Origin of the sequence: Pseudoalteromonas sp. SR44-5, from assembly GCF_014163675.1 — a bacterium.
GTDB classification, from domain to species: domain Bacteria; phylum Pseudomonadota; class Gammaproteobacteria; order Enterobacterales; family Alteromonadaceae; genus Pseudoalteromonas; species Pseudoalteromonas rhizosphaerae.
In genome coordinates this window covers 15586-32576 of sequence record NZ_JACJDT010000031.1, presented here as the reverse complement: position 1 = coordinate 32576, position 16991 = coordinate 15586, and the positions used below count along the sequence as shown (strand labels likewise).

The following is a 16991-nucleotide window of genomic DNA, read 5'->3' as shown; positions in this document are numbered from 1 at the left end:
TAACTTGTGATAGTAAAGATGAAGTTACTTGAAAAAGTGACTGCGCTCAATTATATTTGTGAGCGCGCTCATTTAAACAAGGAACTTATATGAACTTTATCAAACAAGTTATTGGTTACGGACTATTTATCCCATTTATTATTTTTTATTCTTACATGCTAGGACCATTACTTAAAGCAATTTTATTACCGGGGGGAATTTTAATGTTATGGATAATTTTAGGACCTAAGGAAGGTTATTTGGCTTTGACAAAATCGTTTGCAACTAAAGGTAAAGCAAAAAAAATGTGATCGCAGCGGGTGCTAAATATTAGCAAAGCAGGCTGATTAAATAATCAGCCTGTCAGTGTTCTAGTTATAATGTGTAATGAAAACCAAATGCAATGCCATCATCTTCTGATAGACCCATTTGATATTCTTGTTCTTTATCGGCACTTGAAAAATCACTAAAGTCTTTACGTGCTTCAATGTAAAAAATCGTATCTTCGTCGAATAGATAGTGAAAGCCAAGTACTGTAAATTGACGTTTAAAGTTGTCATTAGGATCGGCGTTAAAATTTGGTTGGATCACGTAATCTGTTCCAGCATCATAGACGTTATATGCAATGAAGGTACGAATGTCATTATCAAACTTATAAGATAATAAAGACTCTACCCCAATCGCGTCTTTGATAAGACGGCCTAAGTTATCGGTATCATGATTTTCATTTTTGTTGATATTTGCGGCAAAATAAAGGCCATCATTGTTGAAGTTACCCCAAGTAACGCCTGCGCCATAAATAAAATCATTAACAGACTGAATTCGTCCTGCGGCGTAATTTACGGTCAGTTCTCCGCGGTTAAACCCAGCAGAAAGTTTTAAGTCGTCGCTTACTGAATAGGTAACGGCTGCCCCATAGGTTGAATTAAATTCTACTTGTTGAGCAAGATCACTGCCATTTTCCCACAAAGTCTGACAAGCAGCTTCAGAAATGGCTTCGATATCGCAAGTATAAAAATCATTATTTTTAAATTGCACTTGTGTTGCAATACTAAAATCACCGAACGTATTACGATACTGCAATAACTTGTCACCGCGCCCGGTACCATTAATTGCACCATCGTCTTTGTTGTAGGTGTAAACACCGGCTGCATTACCATCCCAAACTAGGCTATAGTTAGTACTATAAACTACGTCGTACCAAGCACCCCATTGTTTACCAATTGTCACTTGTCCGTATTTTTCATGTGCTATACCTACATAACCAAGTCGGTTATATAAAAATTTATCTTGAATAGATTCAAAGCGGTTGTTATAGATAATATCGCTACTACCAACAGGGTTTACACCCCATTCTAATAAGGCTAAAGCTGACCACTGATCTTTTAGTTTGCGACTAAAATCAAAGCTAATCCGTGATGCACCATTAACTATTTCAGTTTGCCCTTGTGTGTGGATTATTCTGGCGTCAATAAAACCACCGATGGTTAAATTGTTTTTTCCGTCATCATAAACCTCAACAGCGTTTACGCTCGGTGCTATCAACGCGCTTGCGATGATGACCCCAATTAATTTTCTATTCATTTAATATTGCCTTGTGTGCTATTTATCATTGTCCTTTGGTCGCGCAGACTAACAAAGCTAAATTAATGGCTAAAGTGAAAAAATATCATCAAAAAATGATAGAGGAAATTTGAATTGTTAATTTATGTTCTTTTTGTGTGCAGCTACACAATACTAGCATAATAAATTGACCTAAATTAGCTTATTTCGATGGACAGCAGCTATAGCCCACGAAGCTAATAATTCATGGAAAAATAAGCCTATTTGGTTTACACTCCAGCCAATTTTATTTCTTTGATTTTCCCCGTTGGAGGGTAGCGCTATCATCAGTACAGCTAACATCACCATGCAATTTGGTGCTAAACCGTTATTTGAGAATATTTCAGCTAAATTTGGCGAAGGTAACCGTTATGGTTTAATTGGCGCAAATGGCTGTGGTAAATCAACATTTATGAAAATCTTAAGTGGGGAATTGGAACCGTCAGCTGGTAATGTAAGTACTGATCCAAATGAACGTGTTGCTAAACTAAACCAAGACCAGTTCGCTTACGAAGAATATTCAGTTATTGATACTGTGATAATGGGCCACAAAGAGCTGTGGGCTATAAAGCAAGAGCGTGACCGTATCTACAGCTTGCCTGAAATGAGTGAAGAAGATGGCATGAAAGTAGCCGATCTTGAAACTGAATTCGCTGAAATGGATGGTTACTCTGCTGAGTCTAAAGCGGGTGAATTACTAATGGGTGTAGGTATTGATACCGTACAGCATTATGGCCCAATGTCTGAAATAGCGCCTGGTTTTAAATTACGGGTGTTACTTGCACAAGTATTATTCTCTGATCCAGACATCATGTTACTCGATGAGCCTACCAATAACTTGGATATTTACACAATCAAGTGGCTTGAAGATGTATTAAATCAACGTGATTGTACGATGATCATCATTTCCCATGACCGCCATTTTTTAAACTCTGTATGTACACATATGGCTGATATTGACTATGGTGAACTGCGTATTTATCCGGGTAACTATGATGAATACATGTTTGCAGCTACCCAAGCCCGGGAACGGTTATTAAGCGAAAATGCTAAGAAGAAAAGCCAAATTGCTGAGTTACAGCAGTTTGTATCGCGTTTTTCGGCTAATGCATCTAAAGCTAAACAGGCTACATCGCGTGCTAAACGTATTGATAAAATTCAATTAGACGAAGTTAAAGCGTCATCTCGCCAAACGCCATTTATTCGTTTTGAGCAAGAAAAACAGTTGTTCCGTAATGCCCTTGAATTAACAAACTTAGGCCAAGGTTTTGACGATATGCTGTTCACTGGCCTTGAAGGCTTAGTTGAAGTAGGCGAGCGTATCGCTATCATTGGTGAAAATGGGGTAGGTAAAACAACATTATTAAATACTCTCGCGGGGCGTTTAGCACCAAAGCAAGGTGAATTTAAATGGTCTGAAAATGCCAACATTGGTTATTATGCGCAAGACCACGCTGACGAGTTTGCCACAGATATGAATTTATTTCAGTGGATGGAGCAATGGCAGCAAGAAGGCGATGATGAACAAGTTGTTCGCAGTTTCTTAGGCCGTATGTTGTTCTCTCAAAATGATATTAAAAAGTCAGTAAAAGTAATATCTGGTGGTGAGCAAGGCCGCATGCTGTTTGGTAAAATCATGATGCACAAGCCAAACATTCTATTAATGGATGAACCAACAAACCACATGGATATGGAATCAATTGAAGCATTGAATCTAGCGCTAGAAGCATATGAAGGTACCTTATTGTTTGTATCTCACGACCGTCAATTTGTGTCGTCTGTAGCAACCCGTATTTGGGAGATCAAAGACGGCAAAATAATTGATTTCAGAGGTACTTACTCTGAATATTTAGCCAGTAAAGAAGGCTAAAGCTCAATTTACTTACTGCTCAAAAAGCCATGCTAGTCATGGCTTTTTTGTTACTCGATATTCGCAATTTAACAATTAATACGTGTATAATGACCGCCTTTAATGCGGACATAAGTCCGCTATAGGTATTAAAACCATTACTGAGGAGTATTTATGACTGTTGGCATTATTATGGGTTCCAAGTCAGATTGGCCAACTATGGAACATGCGGCGATCATGCTAGATAAATTTGGCATCGCTTACGAAACTAAAGTTGTATCGGCTCATCGTACTCCTCAATTACTCGCTGATTACGCAAGTTCAGCAGCAGAACGTGGTATTAAAGTAATTATTGCAGGCGCAGGTGGTGCAGCGCATTTACCAGGTATGGCTGCCGCTTTTACCTCTTTACCTGTTTTAGGCGTACCAGTTAAGTCTAAAACATTAAATGGCATTGATTCCTTGCTGTCGATTTGCCAAATGCCAAAAGGCGTTGCGGTAGGTACATTAGCAATTGGTGAAGCTGGTGCTGCAAATGCAGGATTATTAGCTGCACAGATTTTAGGTTGTCAGCAACCGGAGATATTTGCCAAAGTTGAAGCGTTCCGTAAAGAACAAACCGACACTATTTTAGCTAACCCAAATCCAGCAGAGTAATATGACTATTTTAATTTTAGGAGCCGGCCAATTAGCACGTATGATGTGTTTAGCTGGTGCGCCATTGAATTTAAATGTGATTGCGTATGATGTTGGTAGTAAAAAAATTGTTCACCCATTAACTGGGCAAATCTATACTACAACGTTAGAGCAAGCCATTGTAGACGCTCATGCGATCACCGCTGAGTTTGAGCATATTCCTGATGATGTGCTAACGCTATGCTGTGCAAGCAAAAAGTTTTATCCGGGTAAAGCCGCGATTAAAACGGGTGGCGATCGCGCCCTAGAAAAAGCATTACTAAGTAAAACCGCGGTTAAGTGCGCACCATATCAGTTAATCACTGAAAAAGCCCATTTAGAACAAGCCGTTGCTAGCTTGGGTAAGCCATTAGTGATCAAAACCTGTCAAGCCGGTTACGATGGAAAAGGCCAGTGGCGTTTAAAATCAGATGATCAAATTGAGCAGATATGGTCACAAATGGCTGATTTTATTGCCTCCGGTACTGAATCCGCGCCACACACTATTATTGCCGAACAAATGATACCATTTGATCGTGAAGTATCAATCATAGGTGTTCGCGATAAAAGTGGTAATACCGCTATTTACCCACTTACTGAAAACCAGCATACCAATGGTGTTTTAACCTTATCTATCGCCGGTAAAGAAAAATCAGTGATTCAACAACAAGCTGAAGATGCATTTAATAAATTGGCTAATGAGCTTGATTACGTTGGTGTATTGGCGATTGAGTTTTTCGATGTGGCAGGGCAGTTATTGGTCAATGAAATTGCTCCTCGGGTTCATAATTCTGGTCATTGGACCCAACAAGGCGCGCATTGCAGTCAATTTGAAAATCATATGCGTGCAGTCGCTGGGCTGCCATTAGGTAGCACACAATTGCAGCGTGTTACGGCAATGGTGAATGTGCTCGGACAAGCAGCGATCCCTCAGCAAGTACTAAGCATTGCTGAGGTTACGAGTCATTGGTATGGTAAAACAGCAAAGCCTGGTCGTAAAATGGGCCATATTAATGTATCTGCTGCGAACCTTCATGAGTTAGGTGAACGCTTAGCACAATTGTCGGAGTATCTTCCGGAGGAAGATTATCCCGGCGTATTAGCGGCCAGCACCGCGTTGATTTTAAATTAACTAAAAAAGCCGAGTATATCTCGGCTTTTTACTTGAGGAATAGTTTTATGATTAGCGCTAAATACAGAACCGTGGTATTCGCTTTTTTCATGGCATTATTTATGTCTGGTTTTATGTCATTGGTAATTTCAATTTTTAATGTTGGTTTAATTGATAACATAGTTTCTATTTGGTTAGCGGCGTGGGCTTTTGCATTTTGTGTCGCATTTCCTACCGTAATTCTTGTAGCACCAGTTGTGCATAAGCTCACTACAAAGATTGTGCGCTCGTAACGAAGGGATTATTTTGTCTGTGTCTGATCGGATTAAAAAGCCTCTATACTTGCTTTTTTTTGGCCTGTGTATCACCCCTTGGATTGGTGGTGGTAGTGCCCTAATTTGTGGCGCGATGTTTGCTATTTTGCTCGGTAATCCATTTGCAGAGCTATCCCAAAAGGCGAGTAAATGGATGCTCAAAGCCGCGGTGGTTGGCTTAGGTTTTGCTGTTGATTTTAATCAGGTGATTGAAGTTGGTCGCAGTTCACTGGTACTGACCATAGTCAGTATTACAGCGATCATTGGTCTTGGTGAAATTTTAACGCAAGTCTTTAAATTAAATCGTAACACAGGTGTATTAATATCATTCGGTACGGCCATTTGTGGAGGCAGTGCGATTGCAGCGATGGCGCCGGTAATTAAAGCTAAAGATCACGAAGTAGCGGTTGCACTTGGTGTAGTGTTTTTATTAAACGGTGTCGGTTTGCTACTATTTCCAACCATTGGTCATTACTTTAGTTTAAGCCAACACCAATTTGGTTTATGGGCAGCGTTAGCTATTCATGATACCAGCAGTGTAGTAGGGGCCTCAGCAGCTTATGGAGCTGTGGCACTAAGTATTGCTACAACAGTTAAGCTCACACGTGCGATGTGGATCATTCCCTACACTACGATTGCAGGTGTCTTTTGGCGCTCAGAAGAAAAGGCCAGCATTCCTTTATTTATTGTTGGTTTTTTAGCTGCTGCATTGATCAATACGTATTTGCCTCAATTTACGGATCTCTGGCAGCTGATCAACACCGTAGCAAAACAACTATTGGTAATGACTTTATTCTTAATTGGCAGTGGCTTATCACTGGCTGTATTAAAACAAGCAGGACTAAAGCCCTTTATAATGGCAATTATTTTATGGATAGTCGTAAGTAGTGTCATTTTGTTATTAATTTTAGATGGATATATCGTATGAAGAAGCAGTTTTCTATCGCCACATTAGCGTGCCTATTAATCAGTGGTTTTTCTAACTCAGCATTGGCCGCATCATCTTTACGTGTAGCCACGTTTAATGTGAGCATGGATGCAACAAATTATGCTGAAAATGATAAGGACGTTGATCCTAATGGCCTGGTAAATGCGTTACAAACAAATCATCCACAAATCAAAAATATTGCCGAGATCATTCAACGCATTCGCCCTGACATTTTATTATTAAATGAATTTGATTATGTCAGCAAAGCGCAAGGCATTGATTATTTTAAAACGCACTACCTTGCTAAAAGCCAAAATAAACAGCCCGCTATAGATTATCCGTACAGCTATGTTGGCCCAGTAAACACAGGTTTGAAAACGCCATTTGATCTAGATAATGACGGCCAAGCAACTGGTATTAAAGGGGATGCATTTGGTTTTGGCTTTTTTGAAGGCCATTATGGTATGGCCGTCTTATCTCGCTACCCAATTGATTTTGATAAAATTCGTACCTTACAAACCTTTAAATACAAAGATATGCCAAATGCTAAAATGCCAATTGATCCAACTACAGGTGAAAATTGGTATAACAACGAAGAATGGCAAGCTTTGAGACTCAGTTCAAAATCGTTTTGGGATATTCCGGTTACTGTAAAAGGTAAAATGCTGCACGTTATTGCATCGCACCCAACGCCTCCTGTATTTGATGGTGCTGAAGATAGAAACGGCTTACGTAATCATGATGAAGTACGTTTGATTAAAGATTATATCGCCAGCGCAGATTACCTCTATGACGATCATGGTGTCAAAGGCGGGTTAGCTGAAAAATCACGATTTGTTATAGTCGGAGATTTAAATGCGGCTCCTGAAGGAGATAAAAAACGCCCAGATACAACGGATCAACTTTTAAAAAATTCATTAATAAATAGTCAATTTACACCAACTAGTAAGGGCGCTAAAACCACTTACAGTGAAAAATATGCTGCGGCTTACACAGCTTACTGGCAAGCTCGTGCAGATTATGTTTTGCCTTCAACTTATGGCATTGAAGTCCATGACGGTGGGGTATTTTGGCCAACTAAAAGTAGCGAGTTGTACCGGTTAATTAAAGATCGTAATGCATCGTCAGATCATCGCATGGTGTGGTTAGATATTTCTATAAAGTAACTTGGTTATTAAACAGCAAAGTTTGGCTGTTTGTCTGAAATAATTGCTATTACATAGGTGCTTCTGCTTAAATTGGGGGAATTACAATAACCTTACAGAAGCCCTATGATTTTTAAATCTTCTACTCAAAAAACCTTAATTGCACTTGCCGTAGCATCCAGCGTTATGTTGTCCGGTTGTCAATCAACCGCATCTACCCCTACAGAGCAACCACAATCAACTGTTGCCAGCGTTGTTGTAACGCCTGCTGATACAGGCAGCAGCGCAATCACACTTGAGCAAGCAATGGCTCATCCTGATTGGTTAGGCCGCCAAGCAGAGCGTGCGTTTTGGGCTACTGATTCAAAAACAGTTGTCTATGCGCAAAAACAACAAGGTAATGAGCTTCGAGACTTATTTACACAAGCTGTTGATAGCCAAGCGGCAAGCCAAGTAGCGTTAAATAAGTTGCATACATTAGGGGCTGGTGATGCTGTTTATTCAGTGGATCGTACACAGCAAGCCTATGTATTTGAAGGTAATATATTTGTAAAGAACATCAATACAGGTGCAATTACACAAATTACTCACGACAGTGCTAAACAATCTAAACCACAATTTTTAACTGATGGTAATTTAGCTTATCGTCAAGCAAACTCTTTTTATAAAGTAGATTTGGCAACGGGACTGCAAGCTGAGCTTGTAAATCTTCATTTGAGCGATGCACCAAAAGGAGTTACAGAGCCTGAAACTTACATCGCTAAAGAACAGCATAAACTGATTGATTACATTGCGCTGACTCATAAAAATAAAAAAGATAAACAAGCGCGCAAAGAGCAACTCAACCAGCAAAATAGTTCAATTGCCGATGCTCAGTTTTACTTAGGTAAAGGCAATGAGTTAGCCGATGTGCAGTTATCACCAAATGGTAAAGCATTAATTGCTGTTGTCACTGAGGCCAAACCTTGGCGAGATGAAGCCGACATCATGCCAAACTATATTGCTGATGATGCACGGGTAAAAGCTGAAAAAGTACGTCGTCGTGTTGCTGATGAAAAACCACAAACCTCGCAAGTTATCTACATAGATTTAACTGAGCAAACGCAAACAGCACTCGCATTTGATACCTTACCTGGTTTTGATGAAGATGTATTAGCGGCAGTTAAAAAAGAAAACTATGCCCGTGACGGCAAAACATATGAATCTAAAAAAGAACTTCGTGCTATCAACCTAATGATGGATTGGGGATGGGATCAAAGTGCTATCGTCTGGAACAAAGCCGGCACGCAAGTCGCGATTATGCTTGAAGCATGGGATAACAAAGACCGTTGGTTAGCTACTGTTGATGCTGAAAATTCCAAACTTGTTTCACAACACCGTTTACACGATGATGCATGGGTTAACTATGCTTATAACGATTTTGGCTGGTTAAATAATTCAGATACCTTGTATTATTTATCTGAAGAAACTGGCTATAGCCACCTATATAAAAAACCACTCAATGGTAAAGCAACACAACTTACCAAAGGTCAGTTTGTCGTATCGAACCTCACACTAACAGATGACGACAGTGCAATTTATTACAAAGCCAATGTTGAGCATCCTGGTCTATATGAAATCTACCGCGTTGATCCACAAACGGCAAAATCAGAGCAAGTAACCAACTTAGACGGTATGACCGACTATAAATTAAGCCCTGATCAAAGCAAATTATTGTTAACACATTCCAAAATCATGGCTCCACCAGAGTTATATGTTGCTGATGCAAAAGCGAATACAACTGCAACGCAGCTAACTCATACAGTATCGAGTGAATTTTTAGCAAAACAATTAATTGCGCCTAAAATTGTTGCGGTACCGTCAAGTCATACTGAACAACCGGTATACGCTAAAGTATATTACCCAGCAGACTATGTAGAAGGTGAGAGCGGCAAAAACCGCAAAGCGATCATTTTTAACCATGGTGCAGGTTATCTACAAAACTCACACATGGGTTGGTCAGGTTACTTCCGCGAATTTATGTTTCATTCATTACTAGCCTCTGAAGGTTATGTAGTGATGGACATGGATTATCGTGCATCAAAAGGTTATGGACGTGATTGGCGTACGGCGATTTACCGTCAAATGGGTACCCCAGAAATTGAAGATTTAGCCGATGGTGTTAAATGGATGGCTGAAAATGCCAATGTTGATACCGGTGCTGTGGGTACATATGGCGGCTCTTATGGTGGCTTTATGACCTTTATGGCGTTATTTACTCAGCCTGATTTATTTCAAGCCGGGGCTGCACTTCGTCCAGTTACCGATTGGGCACACTATAATGGTCCATACACATCAAACATTTTAAATCACCCAGATGTTGATCCAATTGCGTATGAAAAAAGTTCGCCTATATATTATGCGCAGGGACTTAAAAACCGCTTATTGATCAACGCCCCTATGGTTGATAATAATGTGTTTTTCCAAGACTCAGTACGCTTAGTACAGCGTTTAATTGAGCTTGAAAAAGAAAACTTTGAAACGGCTATATTTCCAGTCGAACCACATGGTTTTGTACAGCCTTCTAGTTGGTTAGATGAATACCGTCGTATTCATAAACTATTTAAAGAAAGTTTATAAGCACTAAATTTTTAGACAACGCCAAGCTTATGCTTGGCGTTTTTTTATATAATTTATCAGCAGTGGCGTTGCGAGTACTATTCCGCCAATTGCACCTATTAAGTGAGCATCAACAGCAACCCGAGAGGCAATTAATTTACTCACTTCAGCACTGGGGCCATGAAATTGTTCATAAGCAATTTTAAGCCAAATACCGATAAACAATAAACCGCCGCTTTTCATGCCAACTTCAATATCTTTGATTGCCCCCCACACAATTACACCATGCAGTAGTGCACTCAATCCGGTGTAAATGTGAATCTCAGGACAAAAAAAGTAAACCCCAATACCGCACCAAGCAGCCAAAAATAAGGTGTGCAATGCATATTGCGTCGGTTTTGTATGCTCAGCATGTAACGCCCATATCAGTACGATACCGGCACAATTTAATGCTAAGTGCGCCCAGTTAGCATGCACATATTGGCTCGTGATCAAACGCCATACTTGGCCTTGGTCAATGAGCTGGCGATTAAACTCTAAAACATCATTTAAATTAAACGCTGCAAATAGGGCGCTTAATGCCATTAAACACAGCGGGGGTAAAATATATCGGGGTTGAAGTGGTAAATTGACCATTTTATTCTTATTTTTTACAGCAAAATTTTGCATATTGTGCCCGTTTAACTTTAAGATGCCAAACATCTCAATGCAATTAAGGTCTTTTTATGTTTTTACCTTTTAAAACCAGCGTCGTCTTTAGTTTAACTCTTCTCACTTTACCTGTTTTAGCCACTCAAACACCACGAGAAGTACGCGAGCCAGAAGCCGCCACTGGCCATCAACTAAAGCAACATGTCACCGGTCAGCAGTATATGGTTGCTGCGGCAAACCCCTATGCTGCTAAAGCAGGACAAACCATACTCGCTAAGGGCGGCAGTGCAGTCGATGCTGCCATTGCAACACAATTAGTGCTGACTTTGGTCGAGCCGCAATCATCCGGGATCGGTGGTGGTACTTTTATGCTGCATTTTGACAAAGGTCATAATAAGCTAACCAGCTTTGATGGCCGCGAAACAGCGCCAAGTAATGCTGACGAAACATTGTTTTTAGATGAAAAAGGTAACGCGGCACCTTGGATTGAAGCAGTGGTTGGCGGCCGTTCAGTGGGTGTACCTGGTTTATTGCATGCCTTCGCTAAAGCGCATCAACAATATGGCAAACTTGCATGGGCGGAGCTGTTTAAACCGGCCATAGAACTTGCTGAACAAGGATTTGTAGTATCGCCGCGTTTACATGCTTTATTAGCCAAACAAATAAATCCTGGGGTGACAACACTTCCAGTGATCCGTGATTATTTTTTTCCAGATGGTAAACCGCTTGCTGTTGGTACTGTTAAAACGAACCAACCACTTGCTGAAGTTTACAAAAAAATCGCCAGTAAAGGCATTGATGCTTTTTATAAAGGCGATAACGCTAAGAAAATGGTTGCTGCGGTCACTCATTCTATTGTGGCGCCAGGCACTTTAGCATTAACCGATCTAGCTAATTATCAAAGTAAACAACGTGACGCAGTTTGCACCCCGTACCATAGCTATAAAGTATGTTCTATGGCACCACCGAGCAGTGGTGGAGTCGCGGTGTTACAAATTCTCGCTTTGCTTGAAGATAAGAACATGGGTCAATTTAAAGCTAATTCGGCACAAGCCCTGCATTATTTTAGCCAAGCATCGCGACTCGCTTTTGCGGATCGTAATGTGTATATGGGCGACCCCGATTTTGCAGATATTCCTACTAATGAGCTACTCGATAAACGCTATATCGAGCAACGGACAAAATTAATAAGTGAGCGAGACGAAAAAGCCTATGCAGGGCAGCCTCGTCCATTACTAAGTTACGCACAAGATGATGCGTATGAATTGCCATCTACTACCCATGTATCTATTGTCGACAGTGAAGGGAACGCGGTATCAATGACCAGCTCAATAGAAATGGCGTTTGGTTCAACGGTTATGGTGAACGGTTATATATTAAACAACCAATTAACCGACTTTGCCTTGTCGCCGCGCAAAAACGGCAAATTATTAGCCAACCGTGTTGAAGCAGGTAAACGTCCGCGCAGCTCAATGTCACCGGTGATGGTGTTTAATAACGATGGCAGTTTACGCTTAGTGGTCGGCTCACCTGGCGGTAGCCGAATTATCGACTATGTCGCGCAAGTGGTTATTGGCGTACTAGATTGGCAACTAACTGCTCAACAAGCCATTGACTTGCCAAGAATTACTAATCGTAATAATAATTACACTAGTATTGAAAAAGGCACCGCTATCGAGGCGATTATTCCTGATTTACAAAAGCGGGGTCATACAGTAAAAGTGGTCGATTTAAACTCTGGCTTGCATGCGGTTGAAGTCGTCAATGGCACTTTATTTGGTGCCGCAGATCCTCGCCGCGAAGGGATCGCTTTAAGTGAGCAAAGTATTGTTCTTAAAGAGCACGAAATGCCAGTGAATAAGCCTTAATTGACATCGTGATTTAATGTACAATCTACTTTTACGTGTGTGTTAAGCACACACGTCTTATTTTCTCCTAATGGTCTGACAAGATTGAATATCATTGCTTTTTAATATTCAACAGTAATAATGACAGATCGTAACTTAAAGACTTCGTTAAGCTTGGACTTATGACTACAAATACTGACCCAAATTATCTTTATATTCATCACTCAGGCCCTGGTCTGATCGAAACGCCACTCTTAAATAAAGGCAGTGCATTTACTCAAAAAGAGCGTGAAAGTTTCAACCTTGCGGGATTACTGCCTCCACGCTATGAAACGATTGAAGAGCAGGTTGAACGTTGTTATCAACAATATTCAAGTTTTAAAGACAACCTAAATAAACACATTTATTTACGCGCCATCCAAGATAACAACGAAACACTTTACTACCGTTTAGTGCGTGACCATCTTGAAGAAATGTTGCCTATTATTTACACCCCAACCGTGGGTGATGCCTGTGAAAAATTCTCAGATATTTATCGTAGCGCGCGCGGTTTATTTATCTCTTATGAAGATCGTTATCAAATCGATGATATTTTACGTAATGCGACCAAAGGCAAAGTAAAAGTTATCGTTGTTACTGATGGTGAACGTATTCTTGGTTTAGGCGACCAAGGTATTGGTGGCATGGGTATTCCAATTGGTAAACTATCACTTTATACCGCCTGTGGTGGCATAAGCCCAGCCTATACGCTACCAGTTATGCTTGATGTAGGAACGAATAACGAAAAGTTATTAAACGATCCTATGTATATGGGTGCTCGCCATAAACGTATTGCACAAGATGAATACGATGAATTTTTAGATCTATTTATTAAAGCCGTTAAGCGTCGTTGGCCAAATGTGTTATTACAATTTGAAGACTTTGCACAGCCTAATGCGATGCCTTTATTAAAACGCTACCGTGATGAAATTTGCAGTTTTAATGATGATATTCAAGGCACAGCGGCGGTTACAGTTGGTTCGTTGCTTGCTGCATGTCGTGTGAAGAATGAACAATTATCAGAACAAAAAGTAGTGTTTGTAGGCGCAGGCTCCGCAGGTTGTGGTATTGCCGAGCAAATCATTACGCAAATGGTGTCGGAAGGTATTTCTGACGAACAAGCCCGCAGCCAAGTTTTCATGGTTGATCGTTTTGGTTTGTTAACACAAGGTATGGAAGGACTGCGCGACTTCCAGCAAGCACTTGCTCAACCTACAGATAAATTAGCTGATTGGACATACAGCGGTGAATACGCCTCATTGCTAGATGTGATGCACTGCACAGCTCCTGATATTCTCATTGGTGTATCAGGGCAACCTGGTTTATTTACTGAGCAAGTCATTCGCGCCATGCATAATGGATGCGAACAGCCTGTTATTTTCCCGTTAAGTAATCCATCTAAGCAAGTTGAAGCACTACCTGAAGATGTGATCAATTGGACACAAGGCAAAGCGATTGTTGCAACTGGCAGCCCATTTGCACCGGTTGTTTATGACGGTGAAACATTTGTAATTCCACAGTGTAATAACAGCTATATTTTCCCTGGTATTGGTTTAGGTGTTATTGCGGCGAAAGCCACCCGTATTACTGATGCAATGCTCATGGTGTCGAGTGAAATATTAGCAGAATCATCACCTCGGGCTAATACCGGTAAAGGGAGTTTATTACCTGCACTAACAGAAATTGAAACACTGAGTAAACGTATTGCTTTTGGGGTGGCTAAAAAAGCCATCGAAGAGGGGGCAGCGCTTGAGATCAGCGATGATATGTTATGGGCGGCAATTGACAGAAATTACTGGTTACCAAAATACCGTAATTACAAACGTTGTAGTATCTAAGCGGTCACTGCTGATTAACTAGTAAATTATCTAGAAACAGGCTTCGGCCTGTTTTTTTATGCTTGTTCATTTTAAATTAACCGCGTACGGTATCTAATAACGTTATTAAAACTATTAAGGATATGTATGCGTTATTTACCATTATTAGCCGCGACTCTAAGTTTCAATGTATTTGCAGCCAGTACACCAGATGCCCCACACATTTATATTCAAGGCCAAGCGCAAATCTCCACTATTGCCGATAATGTAAAGTTAGGCGTTGCCATTGTTGAAGTTGATAAGGACTTGATGAGCGCTAAACAAAAAGCTGATCAAACTATGGCTAAAGCGATTAAATTAGCAAAGCAGCAGGGGATTGATGAAAAAAGTATTTATGGTTCACAGATCTCAATTAACCGAGAAAATCAATATAACCGTGAAACAGGTAAACAAGACTTTATTGGTTACCGAGTTAGTCGCACACTTTCACTCACACTGACGGATGTAACAAAATATCCATTACTGCTGCAAAGTTTAGTGAACGCAGGCATTAATGAAATAAATCAAACTGAGTTCACATCGAGTCGTTACGATTCATTGCAAAAGAAAGTGCAAAAAATGGCAATTGCAGATGCAAAATCAGCGGCAAAAGAATTTGCAGCTGAATACGACGTAGAACTCAAAGGTTTGTATAGTGCTTCAAATGCCCCTATGAACGTATCAGCTCAACCTTACATGCGTGCTGAAAAAACCATGCTGTCAGACAGTAATTCAGGTAATTTCGTCCCTGATGCCTATCATGCTGGCGAAATCACAATCTCAGCAGACAGCTATGCAATTTATCTAATTAAAAATTAACACTCAACTCATTGGTGGCGAAATTTCGCCACCAATTTATCTCCCATTTCAGGGGAGATCCTCGCGATAGCATTAAGCATATTAATTATTTGCTCGCGATCATACTGATTACTAATATTTTCATTTACATCATCGATAATAGCATCTAAATAAGTAAATAGACTCTGCGCTGCTTTACTGTTCTGGTGGGTTCTGAACAAAATGTTTTTGAACGCTTCGAGTACATTATTCATCACATAACCATCACTTTTTGCATAGTTGCGGATTGGCGTGAAGTTATCATGCAATAATTCATCAAATGATGTTTCATGGAAATATAACAGTGGCTGTTTATCATCACTATGTTTTAAAGAGTAATTAACGTTATAAATGCTTAATCGATCAATGAGTAAAATACTGAGCATATCGATCGCCTTTACCGCAGTACCTGGATCGTTAATACCCGGGCTCATCGCTTTCACTGCAATCTCTGAGATCTGTGTCATTCCAAACCGATAATTGTCACTTACATATTCTTCGATATAAAAAATAAAGCAATTAAGTAAATCTTCAAGGAGTTGCTCGTTATCAGATAAATCATGATTACATTTTAAAAACGGATAGCCTTCAACAGTAAAAAAACCCTGCTTAACTACAACATAAATTTTTATATCATGTTGTTGGCAAAGGGCACATAGTTTATCGCTATTCACGCCTTTAAAGTAACCTTCTGTTTTACTTGAAATACTCGACCAATCGTCAAAGTTAGGAAATACATCGATAGGGTTATCTTTTTGCATGCTAATAATCGATTTCAATTCATTTTTAGTATTCTTATATAAGTCGTTTAATACGTTATCGACTTGAATAGCCCTTGAAATTGAATGGATGAAAAATACAAAAAAGCCTAACGATATCAGGCCAAAAACAAGTGAAAAAAGTATGCCCAATGAAGGAATTCCTATTTCACCATTATCCATAGTACGGATGTTGATCAGCATAACGATTGAAAAAATAATACTGCCGAGATAAAACCCCAAAACAAGTTGATGTGATTTCCGCGTTATAAGCCCCGGTAATACTCTTGGTGATAGACTTGCGCTGGCACTATTTAGTACCACCATAACCATAGAAAAACTAAAAACAGTTAGCGAAATAATACTACCCGTTAATGTACTTAGAATCGTTCGTGCATTTTCTTCGCTATCAACCAATAGTACCTCAAGCAGCGACTTAAGCTCCATAACAAAAGAGGTGTACTCTGTTGTGGTAACAAGTACTGCAAACAATAAAAATATCACCGATAATAACGATGGATAGAAACCAATACTACTGACTAATTCTCGGTAATTATCGGCAAATTTTCGCGGAGTAAACATATATGAACCCTAAGATGACTTAGTTGTTGCACCAACAACAGCTAGTTTATGCAGTAAGCTTAACAACAAACTTTGTTGCAGGTCTAATTATTAATAGTAACAGTGCCAATAGGAACGTATTTTTTGTCCGCTGCAGGTTTAAAATCTATAATATATGGGCTTCTAATCGCGGGCGGTAAGATGTTGTTACTTTATTTATATTTCATCATGATTAATCGGA

14 protein-coding genes are annotated in these 16991 nt (G+C 39.9%); 11 read left to right on the top strand and 3 right to left on the bottom strand.

Features of this window, described 5'->3' with window-relative positions:
• The first annotated feature begins 89 nt into the window (after nt 1-89).
• Complete coding sequence (locus H5154_RS15475; RefSeq protein ID WP_182718857.1) at nt 90-290, top strand: hypothetical protein; 201 nt, start codon at nt 90-92, stop codon at nt 288-290.
• A gap of 64 nt (nt 291-354) precedes the next feature.
• Here H5154_RS15475 and H5154_RS15470 read toward each other — a convergent pair whose 3' ends face one another.
• The gene (locus H5154_RS15470) at nt 355-1563 is read right to left on the bottom strand and encodes a porin (RefSeq protein WP_149981168.1); all 1209 of its coding nucleotides are present in this window, start codon (nt 1561-1563) and stop codon (nt 355-357) included.
• Between the two features lie 301 nt (nt 1564-1864).
• Here H5154_RS15470 and H5154_RS15465 point away from each other — a divergent pair, with 301 nt between their 5' ends.
• From H5154_RS15465 to H5154_RS15435, 7 genes are all read left to right on the top strand, one after another.
• Nucleotides 1865-3451, top strand: coding sequence for an ABC-F family ATPase (locus tag H5154_RS15465; protein WP_182718876.1), 1587 nt, complete (start codon nt 1865-1867; stop codon nt 3449-3451).
• 153 nt (nt 3452-3604) lie between these two features.
• The gene (gene purE / locus H5154_RS15460; protein ID WP_182718856.1) at nt 3605-4087 is read left to right on the top strand and encodes a 5-(carboxyamino)imidazole ribonucleotide mutase; all 483 of its coding nucleotides are present in this window, start codon (nt 3605-3607) and stop codon (nt 4085-4087) included.
• Between the two features lies 1 nt (nt 4088).
• Nucleotides 4089-5237, top strand: a complete 1149-nt coding sequence (locus H5154_RS15455; RefSeq protein WP_182718855.1) for a 5-(carboxyamino)imidazole ribonucleotide synthase — start codon at nt 4089-4091, stop codon at nt 5235-5237.
• Between the two features lie 47 nt (nt 5238-5284).
• Nucleotides 5285-5509, top strand: a complete 225-nt coding sequence (locus H5154_RS15450; protein WP_145233348.1) for a DUF2798 domain-containing protein — start codon at nt 5285-5287, stop codon at nt 5507-5509.
• 13 nt (nt 5510-5522) lie between these two features.
• Nucleotides 5523-6458, top strand: a complete 936-nt coding sequence (locus H5154_RS15445) for a YeiH family protein (RefSeq protein WP_182718854.1) — start codon at nt 5523-5525, stop codon at nt 6456-6458.
• Nucleotides 6455-7624 carry an endonuclease/exonuclease/phosphatase family protein gene (locus H5154_RS15440; protein WP_182718853.1) on the top strand — a complete coding sequence of 390 codons (1170 nt, stop codon included), beginning with the start codon at nt 6455-6457 and terminating at the stop codon, nt 7622-7624. Before H5154_RS15445 ends, H5154_RS15440 begins: the two co-directional genes overlap by 4 nt.
• A gap of 105 nt (nt 7625-7729) precedes the next feature.
• Nucleotides 7730-10222: a prolyl oligopeptidase family serine peptidase gene (locus tag H5154_RS15435; protein WP_182718852.1), complete on the top strand. Its 2493-nt coding sequence runs from the start codon at nt 7730-7732 to the stop codon at nt 10220-10222.
• A 27-nt stretch (nt 10223-10249) separates the two neighbouring features.
• Here the strand turns inward: H5154_RS15435 and rrtA are convergent, their stop codons facing one another.
• Nucleotides 10250-10870, bottom strand: a complete 621-nt coding sequence (rrtA, locus tag H5154_RS15430; protein ID WP_404936190.1) for a rhombosortase — start codon at nt 10868-10870, stop codon at nt 10250-10252.
• 56 nt (nt 10871-10926) lie between these two features.
• On the opposite strand from rrtA, the gene ggt reads away from it, so the two are divergent.
• The 3 genes from ggt to H5154_RS15415 all read left to right on the top strand — a co-directional run bounded on the left by ggt (nt 10927) and on the right by H5154_RS15415 (nt 15413).
• The gene (gene ggt, locus H5154_RS15425; RefSeq protein ID WP_182718851.1) at nt 10927-12720 is read left to right on the top strand and encodes a gamma-glutamyltransferase; all 1794 of its coding nucleotides are present in this window, start codon (nt 10927-10929) and stop codon (nt 12718-12720) included.
• Between the two features lie 161 nt (nt 12721-12881).
• Nucleotides 12882-14576, top strand: a complete 1695-nt coding sequence (locus tag H5154_RS15420; RefSeq protein ID WP_182718850.1) for an NAD-dependent malic enzyme — start codon at nt 12882-12884, stop codon at nt 14574-14576.
• 126 nt (nt 14577-14702) lie between these two features.
• On the top strand, nt 14703-15413 hold the full coding sequence (locus H5154_RS15415) for an SIMPL domain-containing protein (protein WP_182718849.1): 711 nt from the start codon (nt 14703-14705) through the stop codon (nt 15411-15413).
• Between the two features lie 8 nt (nt 15414-15421).
• Here the strand turns inward: H5154_RS15415 and H5154_RS15410 are convergent, their stop codons facing one another.
• Complete coding sequence (locus tag H5154_RS15410; protein WP_182718848.1) at nt 15422-16771, bottom strand: DUF2254 domain-containing protein; 1350 nt, start codon at nt 16769-16771, stop codon at nt 15422-15424.
• Nucleotides 16772-16991: the final 220 nt, after the last annotated feature.